This window comes from Agrobacterium sp. LAD9 (assembly GCF_003031125.1).
Lineage (GTDB): Bacteria > Pseudomonadota > Alphaproteobacteria > Rhizobiales > Rhizobiaceae > Agrobacterium > Agrobacterium radiobacter.
The window spans coordinates 1-20322 of record NZ_PHGS01000010.1; the positions used below are offsets into that span (position 1 = coordinate 1).

Annotated in this window: 20 protein-coding genes and 1 pseudogene; 8 read left to right on the forward strand and 13 right to left on the reverse strand. The window is 61.6% G+C overall.

Features of this window, described 5'->3' with window-relative positions; genetic code table 11:
• Nucleotides 1–293 (forward strand): annotated as a pseudogene (locus DA915_RS12210) (hypothetical protein); the annotation flags it as partial.
• A 191-nt stretch (nt 294–484) separates the two neighbouring features.
• Here the strand turns inward: DA915_RS12210 and DA915_RS12215 are convergent.
• Nucleotides 485–1339, reverse strand: a complete 855-nt coding sequence (locus DA915_RS12215) for an RNA methyltransferase (RefSeq protein WP_107675943.1) — start codon at nt 1337–1339, stop codon at nt 485–487.
• Entirely contained in the window at nt 1329–1721 is a 393-nt protein-coding gene (locus DA915_RS12220; protein ID WP_107675944.1) for a hypothetical protein, read from the reverse strand. The genes DA915_RS12215 and DA915_RS12220 overlap by 11 nt, the downstream gene beginning before the upstream one ends.
• 38 nt (nt 1722–1759) lie before the next feature.
• Between DA915_RS12220 and DA915_RS12225 the strand changes: the two genes are divergently transcribed.
• The 3 genes from DA915_RS12225 to rpoH all read left to right on the forward strand — a co-directional run bounded on the left by DA915_RS12225 (nt 1760) and on the right by rpoH (nt 4963).
• Nucleotides 1760–2782, forward strand: a complete 1023-nt coding sequence (locus tag DA915_RS12225; protein ID WP_080864156.1) for an RluA family pseudouridine synthase — start codon at nt 1760–1762, stop codon at nt 2780–2782.
• A 287-nt stretch (nt 2783–3069) separates the two neighbouring features.
• The gene (locus tag DA915_RS12230; protein WP_107675945.1) at nt 3070–3894 is read left to right on the forward strand and encodes a class I SAM-dependent methyltransferase; all 825 of its coding nucleotides are present in this window, start codon (nt 3070–3072) and stop codon (nt 3892–3894) included.
• Between the two features lie 166 nt (nt 3895–4060).
• On the forward strand, nt 4061–4963 hold the full coding sequence (rpoH, locus tag DA915_RS12235) for an RNA polymerase sigma factor RpoH (RefSeq protein WP_003491840.1): 903 nt from the start codon (nt 4061–4063) through the stop codon (nt 4961–4963).
• A 348-nt stretch (nt 4964–5311) separates the two neighbouring features.
• On the opposite strand, the gene DA915_RS12240 is transcribed toward rpoH, so the two are convergent.
• Nucleotides 5312–7609, reverse strand: a complete 2298-nt coding sequence (locus DA915_RS12240; protein ID WP_192886478.1) for a hypothetical protein — start codon at nt 7607–7609, stop codon at nt 5312–5314.
• Nucleotides 7610–7679: 70 nt separating this feature from the next.
• A complete protein-coding gene (locus DA915_RS12245; RefSeq protein WP_004429984.1) occupies nt 7680–8978 on the reverse strand; it encodes an adenylosuccinate synthase in 1299 nt (432 codons plus the stop codon).
• Between the two features lie 241 nt (nt 8979–9219).
• Here DA915_RS12245 and DA915_RS12250 point away from each other — a divergent pair, with 241 nt between their 5' ends.
• Nucleotides 9220–10107 (forward strand): DMT family transporter, encoded by an 888-nt coding sequence (locus DA915_RS12250; protein ID WP_161974134.1) that lies wholly within the window; start codon nt 9220–9222, stop codon nt 10105–10107.
• A gap of 92 nt (nt 10108–10199) precedes the next feature.
• Here DA915_RS12250 and DA915_RS12255 read toward each other — a convergent pair whose 3' ends face one another.
• Entirely contained in the window at nt 10200–10733 is a 534-nt protein-coding gene (locus DA915_RS12255) for a transglutaminase-like cysteine peptidase (protein ID WP_060723664.1), read from the reverse strand.
• Nucleotides 10734–11399: 666 nt separating this feature from the next.
• Here DA915_RS12255 and DA915_RS12265 point away from each other — a divergent pair.
• On the forward strand, nt 11400–11984 hold the full coding sequence (locus DA915_RS12265; RefSeq protein WP_004429977.1) for a transglycosylase SLT domain-containing protein: 585 nt from the start codon (nt 11400–11402) through the stop codon (nt 11982–11984).
• A gap of 168 nt (nt 11985–12152) precedes the next feature.
• On the opposite strand, the gene DA915_RS12270 is transcribed toward DA915_RS12265, so the two are convergent.
• The 5 genes from DA915_RS12270 to DA915_RS12290 form a co-directional block, all read right to left on the reverse strand.
• On the reverse strand, nt 12153–12767 hold the full coding sequence (locus DA915_RS12270) for an alpha/beta hydrolase (protein ID WP_060723665.1): 615 nt from the start codon (nt 12765–12767) through the stop codon (nt 12153–12155).
• Nucleotides 12768–13023: 256 nt separating this feature from the next.
• The gene (locus tag DA915_RS12275) at nt 13024–13968 is read right to left on the reverse strand and encodes a VOC family protein (RefSeq protein ID WP_004429973.1); all 945 of its coding nucleotides are present in this window, start codon (nt 13966–13968) and stop codon (nt 13024–13026) included.
• Between the two features lie 163 nt (nt 13969–14131).
• Nucleotides 14132–15208 carry a siderophore-interacting protein gene (locus tag DA915_RS12280; RefSeq protein ID WP_020809363.1) on the reverse strand — a complete coding sequence of 359 codons (1077 nt, stop codon included), beginning with the start codon at nt 15206–15208 and terminating at the stop codon, nt 14132–14134.
• A 71-nt stretch (nt 15209–15279) separates the two neighbouring features.
• Complete coding sequence (gene ung, locus DA915_RS12285) at nt 15280–15993, reverse strand: uracil-DNA glycosylase (protein ID WP_031233587.1); 714 nt, start codon at nt 15991–15993, stop codon at nt 15280–15282.
• A gap of 18 nt (nt 15994–16011) precedes the next feature.
• Nucleotides 16012–16407, reverse strand: coding sequence for a VOC family protein (locus DA915_RS12290; protein ID WP_004429967.1), 396 nt, complete (start codon nt 16405–16407; stop codon nt 16012–16014).
• Between the two features lie 253 nt (nt 16408–16660).
• Between DA915_RS12290 and DA915_RS12295 the strand changes: the two genes are divergently transcribed.
• Nucleotides 16661–17017 carry a YbaN family protein gene (locus DA915_RS12295; protein ID WP_020809365.1) on the forward strand — a complete coding sequence of 119 codons (357 nt, stop codon included), beginning with the start codon at nt 16661–16663 and terminating at the stop codon, nt 17015–17017.
• 8 nt (nt 17018–17025) lie between these two features.
• Here the strand turns inward: DA915_RS12295 and DA915_RS12300 are convergent, their stop codons facing one another.
• Genes DA915_RS12300 through DA915_RS12310 form a run of 3 tightly spaced genes read right to left on the reverse strand, consistent with a single transcriptional unit; the run spans nt 17026 to nt 19783 of the window.
• Nucleotides 17026–17808 carry a heme ABC transporter ATP-binding protein gene (locus DA915_RS12300; protein WP_080866409.1) on the reverse strand — a complete coding sequence of 261 codons (783 nt, stop codon included), beginning with the start codon at nt 17806–17808 and terminating at the stop codon, nt 17026–17028.
• Nucleotides 17805–18893 carry an iron ABC transporter permease gene (locus tag DA915_RS12305; RefSeq protein ID WP_060723669.1) on the reverse strand — a complete coding sequence of 363 codons (1089 nt, stop codon included), beginning with the start codon at nt 18891–18893 and terminating at the stop codon, nt 17805–17807. The genes DA915_RS12300 and DA915_RS12305 overlap by 4 nt, the downstream gene beginning before the upstream one ends.
• Nucleotides 18890–19783: a hemin ABC transporter substrate-binding protein gene (locus DA915_RS12310; protein ID WP_107675948.1), complete on the reverse strand. Its 894-nt coding sequence runs from the start codon at nt 19781–19783 to the stop codon at nt 18890–18892. The genes DA915_RS12305 and DA915_RS12310 overlap by 4 nt, the downstream gene beginning before the upstream one ends.
• A gap of 186 nt (nt 19784–19969) precedes the next feature.
• Here DA915_RS12310 and DA915_RS12315 point away from each other — a divergent pair, with 186 nt between their 5' ends.
• Entirely contained in the window at nt 19970–20317 is a 348-nt protein-coding gene (locus tag DA915_RS12315; RefSeq protein ID WP_020809369.1) for an antibiotic biosynthesis monooxygenase, read from the forward strand.
• The last annotated feature ends 5 nt before the right edge of the window (nt 20318–20322 follow it).

The window sequence follows — 20322 nt, forward strand, 5'->3', positions numbered from 1 at the left end:
CGGTTGAGGAGCCAGCGGCGCCGGCATCAGAAGGTCTGGAACAGGAAATCGAGGATATCCGCAATCAGGGCACCGCTCTTACCGAGCGCCTGCTGAATGTGCGCGGCACCGGCAATGACGAACCGATCCGCCGTGAAATCGCAAGGATTGCCGCTGAGATGATCGCGCTCACGGCTGCGCAGGAGGGCGAGACATCGCCCATTCCGGGGCTGCTTGCCAAGGCCTCCAAGTCATCCGGCCGCGAGAGCCTTGCGAAGCGGGCGAAGGTGGTGATGGAGAAGCGGAAACACTGAGCGTGAGGGTGTGGTTTTACCCCCTCTGCCCTGCCGGGCATCTCCCCCTCAAGGGGGGAGATCAGCAGGAGGCGCTATCACCCCTCCATTCGGAAACGTTGACATGGGCGAGACCTAACCACGAGTCGATCTCCCCCTCGAGGGGGAGATGCCCGGCAGGGCAGAGGGGGTAAACCACACCCGCCGAGGACCTAAACCCGCCCGATCACTCCCGCCATCTGATAAAGCGCCAGCCCCGAAGCCGTCCCCGCATTCAAGCTATCCAGCTGCGGCGATTGCGCAATCCGCGCCGTATGAAACCGCGAGAGCACCGATTGCGGCAACCCCTCGCCTTCCGTGCCGATGACAAGCGCCATGCGCTCGGAGCGGGGAATATTGCGGATCTCGGTCTCGCCACCAGGCGAAAGGCTCCAGATCGCAAACCCGGCCTCAGAAAGCCGCTCCAGCATCTCCACCGCACCGCCGCCGCGATGATAGGGAACCGAAAGAACTGATCCGACGGAAACACGCAGCGCCTTGCGATAGAGCGGATCGCAGCAGGTCTCGTCGAGAAACACCGCATCGGCATAAAAGGCCGCCGCATTGCGGAACATCGCCCCGAGATTATCGTGATTGGAAATGCCGCAGCCCACGAGCACCAGTGAAGACGGAGGAAGCGCCGCCGTCATTTCGGTGAGCCCGCGATCCTGAACCCGGCGGCCGAGCGCCAGAATGCCGCGATGCAGGTGAAAACCGACAATGCCATCAAGCACCGGCGCTTCGGCCACGTAAACAGGCACATCATCAGGAAAATCGGCAAGAATATCCGCAACGCCGGAAAGCCGGTTGCGCAGGATCAGGATGCTTTCCGCCGCAAAATCACCACCCGCCTTGTGGGCGGCTGCCAGCATGCGCAGCACCACCGTGCCTTCGGCAATGAAACGCCCCTGCCGGCCGGTGAGGTCGCGCTCGCGAATATCGCGAAAGGCGGCGATGCGCGGATCGGCGGGATCCCCGACCGGGATCAGCGCCCGCCCGTCCAGCAGGTCATTGCCCTCACTGGCCATCAACAGTCACATCGGCAAGGAACCGGCCGGCCGCGACGTTGAAGACCAGCGCCTTGCGCGTGCCGTTGGCGAGCCGGCCGTAAAACAGCATGTCGCCGCCGGAATAGCTGACATTGTCGATCGTGAAGCCCTGCGGCAGGCTGGCGGTGACCGCGATCGGACCATTGCCGGTCGGGACGGCGAGGTTTGGCGCTTCCGCCTGGGTCTGAACCGCTTTCGACGGCCCCATCGCCTTGTAGACAACCGCACCGAAGACGGCCATAAGGCTGATAAACATCACGGAGCCCGACACGATCTGCAAACGGATCATCTTGCGACGAACTTTTTCCATGGCCGGATCAAGCGGCTTGTCTTCCTGTTCGTCTTGCTCGATCTGCGTCATCGGGTTCCCTGAAATGCTGATGGATCGGAAAAATAAGAATGAACGACCCCTTTAAACAAGGCGGAGACGCAAGGAAAGTCCTGATTGCCGGGGAAGACGCCGAAGGCCGCCTCGATTCCTGGCTGGCGGGCGAGGTGAGCGGCGACTTCTCCCGCAGCCGCCTGAAGGCCCTGATCGAGCAGGGCGCGGTTTCTCTCAACGGCCAGCCGGTGACGGAGCCGAAAAAGAAGGTGCATCCCGGCGATCGCATCGAGATCGTGATGCCGGAACCGGAAGACCCGGAACCCAAGGGCGAGGACATTCCGCTCGACGTGGAATATGAGGATGAAGACCTGATCGTGCTCATCAAGCCCGCCGGGCTCGTCGTGCATCCGGGCGCCGGCAACTGGACGGGAACGCTGGTCAACGCCCTCATCCACCATTGCGGCGACAGCCTTTCCGGCATTGGCGGCGTCAAGCGGCCGGGCATCGTGCACCGGCTGGACAAGGAAACGTCAGGCGTCATGGTCGTGGCGAAGAACGACAATGCCCACCGGCATCTCGCCGCGCAATTTGCCGATCACGGCCGCACCGGACCTTTGGAGCGGGCCTACAAGGCCGTCGTCTGGGGCCGCCCGCGCACCCTGCGCGGCACCATCGACGCAGCACTCGGCCGCAGTGCCGACCGCACCAAACGCGCCGTCAAGCACGAGGATTCGGATGACGCCCGCGAGGCGATCACCCATTATGAGGTGATGGAGCGTTACCATGAACGACCGGACGCCACCTGCCTCGCCTCGATGGTGGAATGCCGCCTGGAAACCGGCCGCACCCACCAGATCCGCGTGCACATGGCCCATATCGGCAATCCGCTGATCGGTGATCCCGAATATGGCGCCGCCTTCCGCACCAAGGCGAACCTGCTCGAAGAACCGGCAAAAAGCACCGTTGGCCGCTTTCCGCGCCAGGCGCTGCATGCCTATCTGCTCGCCTTCGAACATCCCCGTACAGGCGAGGTGATGGAGTTCGAAACCGACCTCCCGGATGACATGGAAGCGCTGCTCGCCGCATTGCGCGGCTGAAAAACCTGCATGGCGCGGTCAAAAAAACTGCGCCATGTATTTCGCCGGAAGCCCCGGATAATAAAAAAAGATTAGCGGATAGCGATATTCCGCAGTCGGTCCTTTTTATAGACCGCCCCAATTTCGCTTCAATCGTCACACCTCCTCGGCCCCCGCAAAGCTTGAAACCGCCGCCGTGAAAACCGTGGCCGCACAAGAGCTTGGCGACCACTGACGCCGCAGGAAACGCCGAACGTTCAATTCGCCTCCCTCGAACGGAACCGGCATGATGACGGGATCTCTCGCGAATGAATATCGAAGACCGCCGGTTTATATTTCAGGAGTTGCGCAGCGTCGAAGGCTATATCGATCCGCCCGATGCGCTTGTCTTCAAGGCGCTGCTGCAGGCGCAGACGAGCCGGGGTCTCGATGGCGGCATGGCGGAAATCGGCGTTTATTATGGCCGCTCCTATTTCCTGCTGCGCAAATTCGCCCAGGCACAGGAAAAGGTGCTGGGCGTCGACCTGTTCGATCTCGACCCGCCCGAAGATGGTAGCCTCGACCAATATGAGCGCCTGATGGAAAACGGCCGCCGGCTGGGTTTTGCGATGGATGAGGAACTGATCATCAGGGGCGACAGCACGCGGCTGGCACCCGCCGACATCACCTCGAAGATCGGCCCAGCCCGTTTCTTCAGCATCGATGGCGGCCACCACCTGCACCATGTGCTGGCCGATGCAAAACTGGCGATGGAGGTGATCGCGCCGCACGGCGTCATCGTCTTCGACGACACCTTCAACCCCGCCTGGCCGGAGGTGACGGTGGGCGTCGCCGATTTCCTTCGCACCCATGGCCATAACCTCGTCTGCTTCGGCATGACCAAATACAAGACCTATGTCTGCCGGCGGGAATTTCACGCGACCTATGCCGGCGCGATTGCCGCCGATCCCGATCTGCAGGGGTTGGGCCATGTCGAGACGCAGTTCCTCGGCTCGAAGGTGGTTCGCCTTCATAATCCCATGCGCCGGCGGGTCATGTATGAGCTGATGGTGCGCTCCGGCCTTGGCGGTTTTTCGGAACGAATCTACCGTTCGAAAGTTAAACAGGTCAAAGAGGGTGTCGCCTCAACATAACGCATGTGTGAACGCAGCGTTCGCTTGAAACGCGGCGGGCGCGTACATATCTGTCACATGGGTTCGTGCGGGGTCGGTAACGACCCGCAGCTTACGGTGCGCCTCCGGCGGGTTAATCGCCGACCAAAGAGGGTGCCGTTCCAGACCATAGATAAGGGGGTGCTTTATGGCCCGCAATAGTTTGCCTACGATTACAGCCGGCGAAGCCGGTCTGAATAGATATCTCGACGAAATCCGCAAATTTCCGATGCTGGAGCCGCAGGAAGAATACATGCTTGGCAAGCGCTACGCCGAGCATGGTGACCGCGACGCCGCCCATAAGCTCGTCACCAGCCATCTGCGTCTCGTCGCCAAGATCGCCATGGGTTACCGCGGTTACGGCCTGCCGATCGGCGAAGTCGTGTCCGAAGGCAATGTCGGCCTGATGCAGGCGGTCAAGAAATTCGATCCGGAACGTGGTTTCCGTCTGGCCACCTATGCCATGTGGTGGATCAAGGCTTCGATCCAGGAATATATCCTGCGCTCGTGGTCGCTGGTGAAGATGGGTACGACGGCCAACCAGAAACGCCTGTTCTTCAACCTCCGCCGGCTGAAAGGCCGCATCCAGGCGATCGACGACGGCGATCTGAAGCCGGAACACGTCAAGGAAATCGCCACCAAGCTGCAGGTTTCCGAGGAAGAAGTCATCTCGATGAACCGCCGCCTGCATGGCGACGCGTCGCTGAATGCGCCGATCAAGGCGTCCGAGGGCGAATCCGGCCAATGGCAGGATTGGCTGGTGGATGACCATGAAAGCCAGGAAGCCGTGCTGATCGAGCAGGACGAACTGGAAACCCGCCGCCGCATGCTGGCCAAGGCCATGGGCGTGCTGAACGACCGCGAACGCCGCATCTTCGAGGCCCGCCGGCTTGCCGAAGACCCGGTGACGCTGGAAGAACTCTCCTCCGAGTTCGACATCAGCCGCGAACGCGTGCGTCAGATCGAGGTTCGCGCCTTCGAGAAGGTGCAGGAAGCGGTGCAGAAGGAAGCGCTGGAAGCCGCGCGTGCTTTGCGCGTGGTGGATGCTTAAGGCGACACTCTCTTAAGGAGAGCACGCCATCCACGAACGACATCATCCTCGGCCCTCGGCCGAGGATTTTTTATGTGTGAAAGCCAAATGGGGATAAATGTCCGGCAAACGCCCCTCGCCAACCGTCGAGTCCTCACCATGACAACCCATCGACCGTCATACCGGCCTTGAGCCGGAATCCAGCCGACGCGCGTCTACGCGGCGAGAAGAGTCCTTTCAGCCCAAGGACTTGGGCTGGCTGGATACCGGCTCAAGGCCGGTATGACGGAAGAGGGAATCTCGCCGGGCAATAAGCCAGTGCTTGGATATGTTGAAATGTTAAGGGCGGCCTGAGCCGCCCTTAAATCATCACTGTCCGGTCGCCGGCGCTGCCGCCGCCCATTCGCTGAGCGCCTTGTCGAAGGCGGCGATGCCGTCATTGCCCTTTTGCAGGGTCAGCAGCGCACGCCGGCCATTGCGATACGACACCGGAATGTCGATCCAGTTGCGGCTCTTCAGCAGCTCCAGATTGGTCTTCATCGCATCCGGGAAGTCGTTGAGCGCGATCATGTGGAAATCGTCGGTGATCTTGGCCGGAACCGCGATCAGCGCGTTGCCGCGATCCTGCTCGGTGCTCTTCATCGCAATGCGCTGGACGCTGTCGATGGCGCCGCCTTCGAAGCCGGGCGAAACTGAGAAGACGATCTCGATCAGATGGCTCGCCGGCAGCGACGGATCGGTATTGCGCTTGAAGGTGATGAGCGCGCTGAGGCCACGGCCAGGAACCGTGATCTGGCCCTGCACGGTGGGCGAAGGTTTGCCTTCGCCGTCACTTTCCTGCTGCAGCGACCAGGAAACGCTGCCCTGAATGGCGGTCGGCACCGTCTGGCCCAGCACTTCCTCATAAAGGAACATGCGGTCACCGGTGGCGGCAGCGGCAGGCTGCTGTGCCGGCGGCGTACCCGCTGGGGTTCCGGCGGGTACGCCGGCATTATTGGCCGGAGCCTCGCCCGCGGGCGGCGGCGCGACATTCTGCTCATAGACCGATTGGCCTTCGGCCGTCACCGGCTGGCCGTTCGCACCGGCGGCAGGTCCCTCGTCACGCTCGGTGCCATCGGCCAGAAGCCGCTGGGTAAACTTGGTGCCGGTGACGGAGCCGTCATCGCCATGGGTCGGGGTCTGATGGTTGGTCGGGGTAGTCGGCTGCTGCCCGGTGGCGGGCGGCTGCTGGGTCGCCGGCGGTGTCGGCGTCTGCGCCTCACCCGTGCCGTTCGAAGAGGTCTGGGTGTTGCCGCCGTTCTGTGCGGAACTGACCAGCCCGCCGACCATATCGTTCAGCGCATCGCGGTTCATCCACACGGCATAACCGCCGCCGGCAAGCAGCGCCACGCCGACAAGGGCAAGCACCAGCGACGCATAGTTGCGGCGCGGCTTCTTCTTGACCATATAGGCGGGCGTCGCGGCGGCAGCGCCCACGCCATTCGTTTCGTCCGAAGCCTGACGGGTGGACGGCGACGCGCCGTCATAACCGATCAGCTCGTCCAGATCGTCCCAGGGTGTGCGTTCCTTATTGTCCTTTGCCGCGGCCTGATCACCGAAGGGATCGTTATCCGCGCGCGGCAGCGCCGGCGCGTCCTTGGCGGGAATGGCAATATCCGCATCCTGGAAGTAAGACGAGAAATCCTCGACCACGGCTGTCTTTTTCGGAGCCTGCTCTTCCGTCTGGCGATGTTCGTCAAAATCGTGCCGACCACCAAAGGCGGGCGCGTGCTCCACGGCGGCAGGGCCCAAATGGTCGTCCGCCTCGCGACGCTCATCGTCTTCGTAAGGGGCCGGCTCGAAGCTTACTTCCGGTTCCTGGTAATGCTGCGCAGCGTAACCGGCAACGAGCGGACGTTCGTCGGTCTCGTTGCGAACCTCTTCATATTCCTCGGCGGCCGGACGCAGATCGTCATCCCGCGCTTCATCGAGCTTGCGCCAGTCATCCTCATCCACCGGCTGTGCCCAATGGGAAGGAACGGAATCATCGGCGGGGCCGGGCGCCGTTTCAGGCTCCGGCTGTTGAGCCGGCTCTTCATCCGCCCGCGTGAAATAGGTGCCAACGGCCTCGTCGGAAACGTGTGCCGGGGCCGGAGCGGCATGAACCGTTTCCGGCGCATCATAAAGCTCTTCCGGCTCGTGTTCGCCGTGACGCTGCTCCTCATCGGCAACGGCTTCGACGTGCCGGGGCTCTTCCTCTTCGGCCGGTTCTTCGTAAACCGGCTCCGGCTGTGCAGGCTCGGCGGGTGCGGGCTCTTCATAGACCGGCTCGTGCCGTTCCTCTTCCTGCTCAGCCTGTTCCACAGGTTCGGCGGCGCGGGCCTCGTCTGCGTCGGCAGCATCCTGCTGGTAATAGGATGCCGCCGTCTCTTCGGCTGCCGGGGAGATAGCGTCATCATCCTCAAGCGCGGGAAGCGCCTCGGCATATTCGCTGTCGACCTCGGCAATGGCGGCGTCCAGCTTGGCGATCTGCCGGCGCAACAATTCTTCCGGCGGACGTGGCTTCATATTCTCGAGTTGGCGCACAACCGCACTGCGCGCCTTGTCGTAAACCTTCGCCCGGTTTTCGGGAGTATTGTTCGCCAAGCCATCCACGGCCTTGCGAATGACTGCTACAAAATCCGCCATAAGCACTTTCTCGTCGTGACCGGCGACGTACCGGCCCGATATGGTTTATGAATCTAGATCGCCGAGGACATTAATCCTCAAACGGATCAGTCACAAGTATGGTGTCGTCACGCTCCGGACTTGTCGACAGAAGCGCGACAGGCGCCCCGATCAATTCCTCGACCTGACGGACATATTTGATTGCCTGAGCAGGCAAATCCGCCCATTTTCGGGCACCGACGGTAGATTCTTTCCAGCCTTCCAGTGTGACGTAGATCGGCTCGACCCGCGCCTGCGCGCCCTGGCTTGCCGGAAGATGGTCGATTTCCTGCCCGTCAAGCTTGTAGCCGACGCAGATTTTCAGCTCGTCGAGACCGTCGAGAACGTCAAGCTTGGTAAGCGCGATGCCCGTAATACCATTGGTGGCGACCGACTGGCGCACCAGCGCGGCATCAAACCAGCCGCAGCGGCGCTTGCGGCCGGTGACGGTGCCGAATTCATGACCCTTCTCACCCAGGAACTGGCCGATCTCGTCATTCAGTTCGGTCGGGAACGGGCCTTCGCCAACACGGGTCGTGTAGGCCTTGGTGATGCCGAGAATATAACCCAGGGAACCCGGACCCATGCCCGAACCGGCAGCGGCCTGGCCGGCAACCGTGTTCGACGAGGTCACGTAGGGATAGGTGCCGTGGTCGATATCGAGCAGCGAGCCTTGAGCACCCTCAAACAGGATGCGCGCACCGGCGCGGCGCTTCTTGTCGAGCAGCAGCCAGACGGTTTCGCTGAACGGCAGGATGCGCTCGGCGATCGAGCCCAGCTCTTCCATGATGGTTTCATGCGACACTTCGGCAGCGCCGAAGCCGCGACGCAGCGCATTGTGATGCGTCAGGATGCGGTCGACCTTGGCCGAAAGCGCTTCCATGTCGGCGAGATCCATGACGCGGATGGCGCGGCGGCCGACCTTGTCTTCATAGGCCGGGCCGATGCCGCGGCGCGTGGTGCCGATCTTGGTGCCGCTGTTGGAGGCGGCGTCTTCGCGCATGCCGTCCAGTTCGCGGTGCAGCGAAAGAATGAGCGTGGCGTTGTCGGCGATGCGCAGGTTTTCCGGCGTGACCTTCACGCCCTGCGCTTCCAGACGGCCGATTTCGGCGATCAGCGCATGCGGATCGACCACGACGCCATTGCCGATGACGGCAAGCTTGCCGGGACGCACGACGCCGGACGGCAGAAGCGAAAGCTTGTAGCTGACACCGTCGATGACAAGTGTATGGCCGGCATTATGACCGCCCTGATACCGCACGACGACATCTGCCCGCTCGGACAGCCAGTCGACAATCTTGCCTTTGCCTTCGTCGCCCCATTGCGAGCCGACCACCACAACATTCGTCATTTCTTGCTTTCCTGCTCATGGCGCTTGCGCGCCCGATAACCCGATGGGAAACCCAAACCCGCGAATGTATACTGTGTTGTTTTACGGAAAGCGACCCTGTTTCTTATGGAGAATTTTGCTTTTTCCGTGACAAGGCGCGGATTTCCCGCATTATCTCGCCCCGTGGGGGCCAAGCGCGGGCGCAAGACCGCCATTCACCCCTTAGCCGTTTTCCCGCCCCGTGAAGAAGCGAAACATCAGCGTGCCCTCCAAAGCCTATATCGCCCTCATCATCGCCACGCTCTGCTGGGGCGGCAACACCGTTGCCGGCAAGCTCGCCGTCGGCCACATCAGCCCCATGGCCTTCACCTTCCTGCGCTGGGTCTTTGCCGTCGCCATCATCTTCGCCATTTCCGTGCCGCAGCTCATCAAGGACTGGCCGGTGGTGAAAAAGCGCCTGCCCTATTTCCTTGTGCTCGGCAGCGTCGGTTACACAGCCTTCAACGTGTTTCTCTACACGGCCCTGCAGCACACCTCGGCCATCAATGCCGCCGTCATCCAGGCCGGCATTCCCATGGTTATCTTCGTGCTGAACTTCATCCTGTTCCGCACCCGCGTGCTGTTCGGCCAGATCGCCGGTTTCTGCCTCACCATTTCAGGCGTGGCGCTTCTCGCCTCGCATGGCGATCCGGTCTCGCTGCTGCAGCTGGAAATGAATGTCGGCGACGCCGTCATGCTGCTCGCGGTTCTGGTCTATGCCATCTACACCGTCATTCTGCGCTGGAAACCGGCGGTCGACTGGCGCACGCTGATGGCCATCCCCGCCTTTTTTGCCCTCCTCACCTCCGTCCCGCTGGTTTTCTGGGAAATGTCGCGCGACAGCGTCGTCTGGCCGGATCAAAAGGGCTGGGTGCTGGTGGTCTATGCCGCCATTTTTGCGTCGCTCATCGCGCAGATCCTCTACATCAAGGGTGTGGAACAGATCGGCGCCAACCGCGCCGGCCTCTTCATCAACCTCGTGCCCGTCTTCGGCACGTTGCTGTCCGTCTTCGTGCTCAGTGAAACCCTGCACACCTATCAAATCGCGGCGCTCGTGATGGCACTGGCAGGCATTGCCGTGGCGGAACGAAAAAAATCGCCGGCTTCCTGAACCCATAAGGGTCAGGAAAACCGGCGTAGTCTGGCAGGCATGAAAGAATGGAGCATCGGATCGAAAACTGTTTCCGATGCTCGAACGAAAGGTCAGAGCGCGGTTTCTCGCTCAGCCGGAGAAAGGACGGCGTTGCCGAGGACGATATCGCCCTTGTCGGTGGTAACGATCAGCACTTTTTCGAGCGATCCGTCATTGTTCAGCGAAAAGGCAAGGCGCAGGGCGCTCGAAGACCAGCCGGCGCCGGCGAGCGCAGCACGCTTGATCGCGGCGCAATCACCGCAATCGCCAAGGCTTAACGACGGCGTTGCCGGAACATCGGCTGCAAAACCGGAAAAATAATCATCGAGCGCGCCCATTGTGGCGTTCACATCGCGGTTGACGCGCAGCAGTTCCTCGCGGCGCTCGCCGGTCAGCGGCGCGGCGATGGTGGAAACGCATTGGCCGGCGGAAAGAACGCAGCCATCAAAACCACCCGGCGCGGAAATGCCGATCTGGGTGACAGCGCTTTTCTCGACGGCAGCAAAACCACGGGCAAAACCGGCAGCACCGGCCGCATCGGCATGGGTGGACATGGAAGCAACGGCAATTCCGCAGATGGCGGCAGCAATAATCTTCTTCAGCATTTCATACCCCGTTTTGCGATCCGCCGGCTTGTGCCGGTCTCGATTTCTGTTTCGTGGAAGCGTCTCTTTCAAAGGCCGCTCCCCGTCTGTGATCCCACAATGGCACAGCACTGTTTTCAGCCGCTTTAAGCCGATTGCTACAATTTTATCGGTTTTCATTTTTGTACAGAGAACGCTTTTTTTCGAATATGCGCCGGTATCGTCGCCGCGAATTCCGGGGCAACGTCGGGAAGCGATAAAGGGGCCGCATCGCTGCGGGGGTATCAAAGGGTAGTGCAGGGTTTTTGCAGACGATGCGGCCCCGGCTTCAAACATATGACCCGCCCACCAAACCGGTTCCTGTTTGGAGGATGGGCATATGCCGGCCGCCTCAACCGTGACATCGGGAAACTCCCCGGTTTCGGCCGCCTGCCCCGCCCATCCTGCGCCGCGCGCACGCCTGATGACCGGGATGGGCCGAGTATAGCCGGGCCGGCGGGACCGGGGACGCGCGGGGATAAACGCATCTTGAAAAAGGCGCTCGGGGGGCGGTTTCGCCCCATCCCGGACACAGGAATTTTCAGCGGGTTAACAGGCCCCTGATCGGCGGCATTTGAATTAACCTTGTCTTAAAACCCGACGTTAATGGTTAGCAATTTAAGAATAGCGGAACGAAAGGGTTCCGTTATGCGTGGCGTATCTGCCGTTGTTTTCCTGATGCTCGTTCTCGCCGGCTGCGCCACCGCACCGTCGCAGGTGACCAATGCCTGTGCGATTTTCGAGCAGCGGAACGGCATCTTCAACAATTGGCGGCGCGACGCAAAGGCGGCCGAGCGGGAGTTCGGCGTGCCGGTGCCTGTCATGATGGCGACGATCTACACCGAATCCGCCTTCCGCCCCTATGCGCGGCCGCCCCGCACCAAGCTTCTCGGTTTTATTCCGTGGAAACGCCAGTCTACGGCCTATGGTTATGCACAGGCGCTTGATGGCACATGGAGTGTTTACCAGCGTGAAACCGGCCGCTGGTCGGCAAGCCGCACCGATTTCACCGATGCCATCCACTTCGTCGGCTGGTATCACGCCAAGAGCCGGCGCGAAAACGGCATTTCGCTGAACGACCCCTACAATCTCTACCTCGCTTATTATTCCGGCCATGGCGGTTATGCGAAGGGCAGCTGGCGCAACAATTCCGCGGTCCAGAAGGCCGCCCGCCGCTCCGCCAACATGGCGATGCGTTACGAAGCACAGCTGCAGCAATGCGGATATCGCTGAGGCTGGGGCGGGAATAGCCTAGTCTGCGGTTGCTAGTGCCCAAACCTCTCCTCCGTCATCCTCGGGTCAAGCCCGAGGATGAAGTCGAGTTTGTGCGACGCTTTTTCAGGAACTGACATGCGCCTGAGTTCCCCACCTGAGGGAGAAAGCCGATAGTAGCGGCGCACTTTACGCCCCATAAGCCGCCAGAAAACCCCTGACCGCATCGATCTCGACGGAGCGGATTTCATGCCCGCCCGGGTGCCACACGGTTTCCACCGTGCCGCCCTGCGCCTTGAGGCTCTGTTCCAGCGCCTTGGTCAGCGGCACCGGGCAAATCGGATCGCGTTCACCGGCCGTGATCAACACCCGGCGCGTGGCTTTGGCGGGGGAGATCTTCGGCTCGAACGGGATGAGCGGATGCATCAGCACCGCAGCGTCGAAAAGCTCGGGCTGTTCGATCAGCACATTAGCAAGAATATTCGCGCCATTGGAAAAACCGAGGCCGATGACCGGACCGGCCTGATAATGCTCCCGGTTCGCCTTGACGAAATCGGCGAGCTTTTCGGTTGCGCGCTGAAGGTCGGCCATGTCGTAGACGCCCTCGCCCGTACGCCGGAAAAACCGCGCCGCGCCGTGTTCGGAAACATCGCCGACCGGTGAGAGAATGGTGGCCTCAGGCAACAGACGCGAGCCGAAATCAAAGAACTGGTTTTCATCACCGCCGGTGCCGTGCAGCAAGACGAAAAGCGGAGCACCCGCAACGCCGGCGCGGGATTTGTGGAAATAGCTGTCCTTGGTCATGGGAGAATCCTTTCTGAAAGGAGGAGGTTCAACGGCTTCCGCGCGGCCTCTTCGGCCAGGCAGAGCGATCAGATGGAGCAAACGGATGCGGCTTGTTTCTTCTCCCCGCCGGGGAGAAGGTCGCGGCAGCGGGATGAAGGGGGCAAGGGTGCGATCTATAGCTGACGTTGCCCCCTCATCCGACCCTTCGGGCCACCTTCTCCCCAAACGGGGAGAAGAAATACGTGGCAATGTCCTGCCAAACGCTATCGAGCGGTTAAACCGCCTTCTCGTCGCCCAGCGGCTCCAGATGCTCTTCCAGCACGGAGCGCAGATGCGCATGCTGGGTCGGCAGCTTCAGCGCCTCGCCGAGATGGGCGGTGTCCTCGTCGCGGTCGAAACCGGGCTCGTTGGTGGCCACTTCGAACAGCACGCCGCCCGGGGTGCGGAAATAGATCGCCCAGAAATAATCGCGGTCGATGACAGGCGTCACCTGATAGCCGGTATCCATCAGCGCCTTGCGCACCTCCAGCTGCTTTTCGCGGTTTTCGACTGCGAAAGCGATGTGGTGGACGGACCCTGCACCTAGCCGCGCGCCAGAGATATTCGGCATGGTTTCGATGTCGATAAAGTCAGCACCGTTACCGCCGGGCATACCGAGGCGCAGAACGCCGTCCTGGCGATCCACTTCCTGATAGCCCATGAATTTCAAGAGCTCGGCGGTCGCACCTTCATCGCGAAGTCGCAACGAGGCACCCTGAAAGCCGTGGATCGCCTGATCCGCGCCGACGCCGTTGCCGATCCACTGCGCACGATTGTCGTCCCTGACTTCAACCAGCGCAAAACCGTCTCCATCGGGACCTGCGAAATGCAGGCGCTTGTTGCCAAAGGCTTCATCGGCCTTCAGGCCATCCACGCCGGCCTTGGAAAGACGGTCCTGCCAGTAGCCGAGCGATCCCTCGGGAACGGAAAACAGCGTCGTGCCCACTTCGCCGGTGCCGGGACGGCCACGAGCGATATGCGGGAACGGGAAATAGGTCATGACGGAGCCGGGCGTGCCGACTTCATCACCATAATACAGGTGATAGACGTCAGGCGCGTCGAAATTGACCGTCTTCTTCACCCGGCGCAGGCCGAGCGTATCGGTGAAAAAACTGTTGTTCTGACGCGCGCTCGCCGCCATCGACGTGACGTGGTGCAGGCCCTTGATCTGGTTGAGCATGATAAACCCCTTTTTGCCTGGCGAGCCTCATGGTTGGGCCTGCCCTGTTCATGGCGTCAAGATGGGGTAACAGCGCTCTCAGGCATAGAGTGGACAACGGGAACGGATTGTTCCCGAATGGTGAACGATAAAACCGACTGTTCAACGAGCCCGATGGGGCAGTTCAATGATCGTCGGCAACGCCCAGGGTCCAGTAGCCGACGGCGCGCAGCGACGCTTTCGGGAAAGAAATCTCGTCGGTGAGGAAGGATTTTGCCGCCCTCGCCTCGGATTTTTCGCAGGCGACAAAGACGTGCAGGCCTTCATGATCCGCGCTCCAGGCATGGTCGCGCAACGCCTTTTCAATGAGGCCGGCGGTGCCGGCGGGCTTGCCGCGGCGATAAAGCCATGTCCACTCGACATTCGCCGCGCAGACGATCTCCTGCCGCTCGGCTTCGTCATCGACTTCAGCATAGACGTTGAGCTTTTTCCCAGCCGGCATTTCGGCTGCCATGCGCAGCATCACCGGCAGCGCCGTCTCGTCACCGGCGAAGACATAACGCTCGGCTTCCGGGCAAACACCGCTCGGGCCGATGATGCCGAGAACATCGCCGGGCTTCGCCGTCGCACCGAAGGTCGCGCCCGGCATGTGGTCGCCCTCATGCATGACGAAGTCGATATCGACTTCACCACGCGCGATATCGCCGGAACGGATGGTGTAGACGCGCCGTGTGAGAAGATCATCGCCCGCCGGCCAGACGATCGCCCCGGTGGGCGCAAGATAAGGCCAGACCGGTGCGCGGGCCTGATCCGGCACCAGAAGCAGGCGCACATGCATGCCGCCGGTCAGCAGCCTTTCGATGCCGCTTTCGACCGATACCACCAGCCGGCGCATATGCGGTGTCAGATTATACGCGCGGGCGACCTTGCCGACGAAAAGATTGGGCAGTTCACGCTGCTGCGCGCCATGGCCGCTCCAGCGGAAATCCAGCCCCGTCTCGCCGGAGAATTCGACGATATGCTCGGCCACCATGGCCTTTACCGACATCAATATATGTTCGGAAATGCAGCTGACCCTTGCAGCGAAATGGCCGCCTTCGGCGCTGAAGCTGCCATGGCCATATTCGGTCTTGAACCGCACTGTCGCACCGTCGCGTTCCATCTCCATATGCTCGGAAAAATGATCCTCAAAAGCATCGACGATCGACAGCGGATCGGACAGCGAGACGGAGGTTTCGGCAGACAGGAGAGACACGGGCATAATCCTTCACTTTGTAGTCCGGTTATCTTTAATCCCGACAACCGCAAAGCGTAAAGACATTTTATGAGTGTCTAGAGAAGGTTTTTGTCACTGCCCGCCGTTTCAGGCAATTGCCAGTCGATCGGCTGGCGGCCATGGGAGACGAGAAAGGCGTTTGCCTTGGAAAAATGGCCATTGCCGAAAAAGCCGTTATGGGCCGAAAGCGGGGACGGATGCGGCGAGCGCAGCACGAGGTGCTTGCGCTGGTCCACGAAGGCCGCCTTCTTCTGGGCATAGGAGCCCCAGAGCAGGAAGACGACATGGTCGCATTCGTCGTTGACAGCGCGGATGACGGCGTCGGTGAATTTTTCCCAGCCCTGCCCCTGATGCGAGGCGGCGCGGGACTCTTCCACCGTCAGCACGCTGTTGAGCAGAAGCACGCCCTGTTTCGCCCAGCTTTCCAGAAAGCCGTGACCCACCGGGCGAATGCCGAGATCGGCCTGCAATTCCTTGTAGATATTGACGAGCGAAGGCGGAATGCGCACGCCGGGCTGGACGGAAAAGCACAGCCCATGCGCCTGGCCAAGCCCGTGATAGGGATCCTGGCCTAAAATGACGACCTTGACCTCATCGAGAGGCGTGAGATCGAGAGCGCGGAAATATTCCGCGCCCTTCGGGAAGATGCGCTTGCCGGCGGTTTTTTCGGCAAGCAGGAACTCTTTCAGCTTGAGCATGTAGGGGCTTGCGAATTCGCCGGAGAGAACGCGCTTCCAGCTGTCTTCGAGTTTGACGCCTGCCTCTGCCATGCCTGCCTCCATCAGAGCTTATTTGAACCGGTTGCCGCGCTGCAGCACTTCGATCTTGTAACCATCGGGATCGCAGATGAAAAAGTATTTTGCGAAAGGCTGGCCCTTATAATCGGCCTCGATGATCTTGCCGGGAGAAAGGCCGACCTCGATGAAGCGCTGGTGTTCGGCGTCCACATCGGCAACGCTGACGGCAAGGTGGCCGTAGCCGTCGCCCAGCGCATAGGGCACCTCGCGGCCACGGTTGACGGTCAGTTCCAGCTCGAAATCGCCCTCGGCATTGCTGAGATAGATCAGCGTGAAATTCTCGAACTCGGCGCGTTCCGCAATTTCGAGGCCGAAAGCCTGTTTGTAAAATTCCACCGAACGCTTTTCGTCCAGCACCCGGACCATCGAGTGGATCAGCTTGGCCATGGTGTTTTCCTTCTTCTTCCTGTTGACGGCCCGGTTATGCTCCGGGCATCGCGGCCCAAGGGGATAAAGACTGAGCGTCGCGCTTTCAACCCTAAAGGCACTCTGCGACAGGACGTAGCGGCCCGATCACGGCAAATGTGATGGCAAAAACCCCTTGGTTTTTCAGGTGCGGCCGGAACCTGCGGCAACGGGACCGCATGGTTTTGGGCCCGCCGCTCTATCCTGAGTGCTGAACTCATGATACCGGCTAGGCATGCGCCTTTTATACCTCTGTCTTGGCTGGCTAATGGTCGCGACCGGCATTGTCGGCGCGTTTCTTCCCGTTTTGCCCACCACGCCGTTCCTGCTTCTGGCGCTCTGGTGTTTTTCGCGCTCTTCGCCAAAACTCGAGGCGTGGCTGCTGGCCCACCCCAGATTCGGCCCTTCCCTGCAGCGATGGCGCGAACGCGGCGCTATCGCCCGCAACGCCAAGATCGCGGCGCTTTCGGCCATGTCCGTCAGCTACGCCGCTTTCTGGTTCCTGAGCGAGCCGCCGCCGCTACGGGCAGCCATCGTCGCCGCCGTCATGCTCGGCTCTGCGCTCTTCATCGCCACGCGCCCGGAAAGCTAAGAGCGCTCCTAACGATGCCGCGACTGCGGCAGCACGTAGGGAATATGCCGCGCGGGCAACCGGCCGACGACGCCGCCAATGCCGTAGACCCTGGCGATGGTCTCGTCGCTGATCGTTTCCAGCGAAGGACCGCTCGCCGTCACCCGGCCGCCATGCATGACGATAAGTTGATCGGCAAATTCCGCCGCAAGATTGAGATCGTGCAGGATGGCGAGCACCAACCCACCGCCGCTTGCAAAGTCGCGCGCCGTTTCCAGCACTGCGATCTGGTGGCCGATATCGAGGCTGGCCGTCGGCTCGTCGAGGAAGAGCGCCCGCGCCTCACCATTTTCCACCGGAAAAGGCACCTGCGCCAGCGCCCGGGCAAACTGCACCCGCTGCTGCTCGCCGCCTGAGAGCATGTTGTAGGACCGCTGCTCGAAACCGCGCAGCCCGGCCTTGGCAAGCGCCCGGCGGGCCTGCTCTTCCGGCGCGCGCGACCCCTGTGCGACAGCCCCCATGCGCACGATTTCGAGCGCCGTGAAAGGAAACGCAAGCTGGGTGCTCTGCGGCAGCACGGCTCTGAGACGCGCAAGCTGGACCGGCGTGAAGGCCGGCAGGTCGATGTCATTATAGGCCACCGAGCCGCTCTCGGCGCGCATCTCGCCCGAGAGAACCTTCATCAGCGTGGATTTGCCGGCACCGTTGGGGCCGATGATGACATTGACCTTGCCGGGCTTCAGATCGACGCTGACCGTGTCGAGCAGCCGACGGCCGGAGCGGATGAGGGTGAGGTTTTCGGCCCGGATCATGACATGTTCCGCATGGAAAAGCCGCCGCGTCCCAAGAGCAGGAACAGGAAGACCGGCGCGCCGATGAGCGCCGTGACGACGCCGATCGGCAGTTCCGCAGGTGCGGCCACCGTGCGGGCGAAACTGTCGGCCAGCAGCAGAAGCGCCGCCCCGCCAAGTGCCGACGCCGGCAGCAAAAAGCGGTGCGACGGGCCAATGGCAAGGCGAAGCAGATGCGGCACGACGATGCCGACGAAGCCGATGGAACCGGCCGCCGCCACACTCGCCCCGCAGGCGGCAGCAACGGCCAGAATGACGATCCGTTTTAGCCGCTGCACCGGAATGCCCATGTGAAAGGCGGCCGCATCCCCGAGGATCAGCGCATCGAGCCCGCGGGCAACGAAGGGAATGATGGCGAGAACGACGATGATGAAAGGCAGGGTCGCGAGCACCTTGGCGGGCGTTGCACCGCCGAGCGAACCGAGCGACCAGAAGGTGATGTCGCGCAGCGCCCGGTCATCCGCCACGAAAATCATCAGCCCGGTCAGCGCGCCGCTGATTGCCGCCACCGCAATGCCGGCCAGAATGAGCGTGGTGGTGGAGGTCGCGCCGTCCTTGGTGGCGATCAGGTAAAGCACCCAGGTGTTCAGCAGCCCGCCGAAGAAGGCCATGATCGGCAGGAAATGCGGGCCGAAAAACACCGCCACCGTGGCAAGCGCGCCTTCCCCAAGGGAAATCGCCGCGACCGCAAACAGCGCCGCACCCGAGGTGACGCCGACAATGCCGGGATCGGCCAATGGATTGCGGAACAGGCCCTGCATCATCGCCCCTGAAACGGCAAGCCCGGCGCCGATCAACATGCCGAGCGCGGTGCGCGGCAGGCGCACGGCCTCGAGAATGATCCTGTCGCGCGCATCGAGCTGATCCGCGCCGCCGGTAAGATAGGCAATGAGCTCTGAAATGCCGACGCCCGTGGGTCCGCTGACAAGCGACACGCCACAGGCAAACAGCAGGATGCCGACGAGCACGGCAAGGGCGACAACCCCCTGGCGGGATCTGTCGCCGGCAACGCCGCCCTCGGTGGAACTCAAGATCGCAAGGCTCACGGCTTCACCACGTCAGGGTAGAGCTTGTTTGCCAACTCGCGACCGGCGGCAGGCGTGCGCGGGCCGAAACCGATGAGATAAAGCCCATCCATGCTAATGAGAGCCTTGCTTGCGGCGGCAGGCGTGGACTGGAAAGCGGGAAGCGCGAAAGTCTCATCCGCCTTGGCGGCGTGGTCGCCGCGCGCCATGGTCAGCACCACGTCGGGTGCCGCAGCAATGACCGCCTCATCCGTCAGCGGCTTGTAACCCGTGATCTCCTGAGCCGCATTGATGCCGCCCGCCATTTCGATGATCGCCGCCGCTTCGGTATCCTTGCCCGCCGCCATGATGCGGCCGCCGGCGGTGGAGAGCACGAAGAGAACACGCTTCCTGCCCTTTTCCGAGATGGCGGAGACATCCTTGGCGAGTGCATCGAGCCCAGCCCTGGTCTCGGCAGCCAGCGCCTTCGCCTTGTCCGAGAGACCCACGGCCGCGCCGACATCCTCGATCTTCTTGGGAATGGCGTCGCCGCTCGGCGGCGTATCGACGGTGACGAAAGGCACAGCACTTGCCTTCAAGATGGCGATGACATCGGCCGGGCCGGAGCCGTCTTCCGAAAGAATGAGATCCGGCTTCTGCGACAGGATGCCTTCCGACGACAGCGCCCGCATGTAACCTATGTCAGGCTTGGCGAGCGCATCGGCCGGATAGCTGCTGGTGCTATCGCGCGCCACGATACGATCTCCTGCACCCAGCGCATAAAGGATTTCCGTCACCGTGCCGCCCACTGCGACGATGCGTTTCGCCTCCGGATTACCCTTGTCCGAAGCCATGGCAGCCGGCGCGGCAAAGCTGATTGCGGCGGGCACGAGAGCGGCGAGAACGAAGGAACGAAGGCGGGAATTCAACATGGCGTTATCCTGAAACACGACCCGGCGCCGGTTTGCCCGCGCCACTAATCTTGAGTTCTTTACACATGTTTATACACCGCGCAATCGATAAGTGGAGTAAATTTGTTCGCTTTGTCGTGAACCCCTTCCCAACCCCATCCGGGCCGGATATCCTGACTGAAACAGGAGACTTAAAGGGAGACTTTCATGTTTATCGCAATGAACCGCTTTCGTGTCGTGCCGGGTTATGAAGACACCTTCGAATCCATCTGGCGCGAGCGCAAATCGCACCTCAGCGAACTGCCGGGCTATATCGAATTTCACATGCTGAAAGGCCCGAAGGCGGACGACCATACGCTTTACGCCTCGCACACCGTCTGGGCCACCAAGGATGACTTCCTTGCCTGGACGAAATCCGAACAGTTCCGCGCCGCCCACGCCAAGGCCGGCGAAAACCGCGGCAAGGTGGAATATCTCTCCGGCCCGCATTTCGAAGGCTTCGACGTCATCATCCATGAAGACAAGAATGGCGACCGCCGTTCGATTGCCGCCTGAGGTCG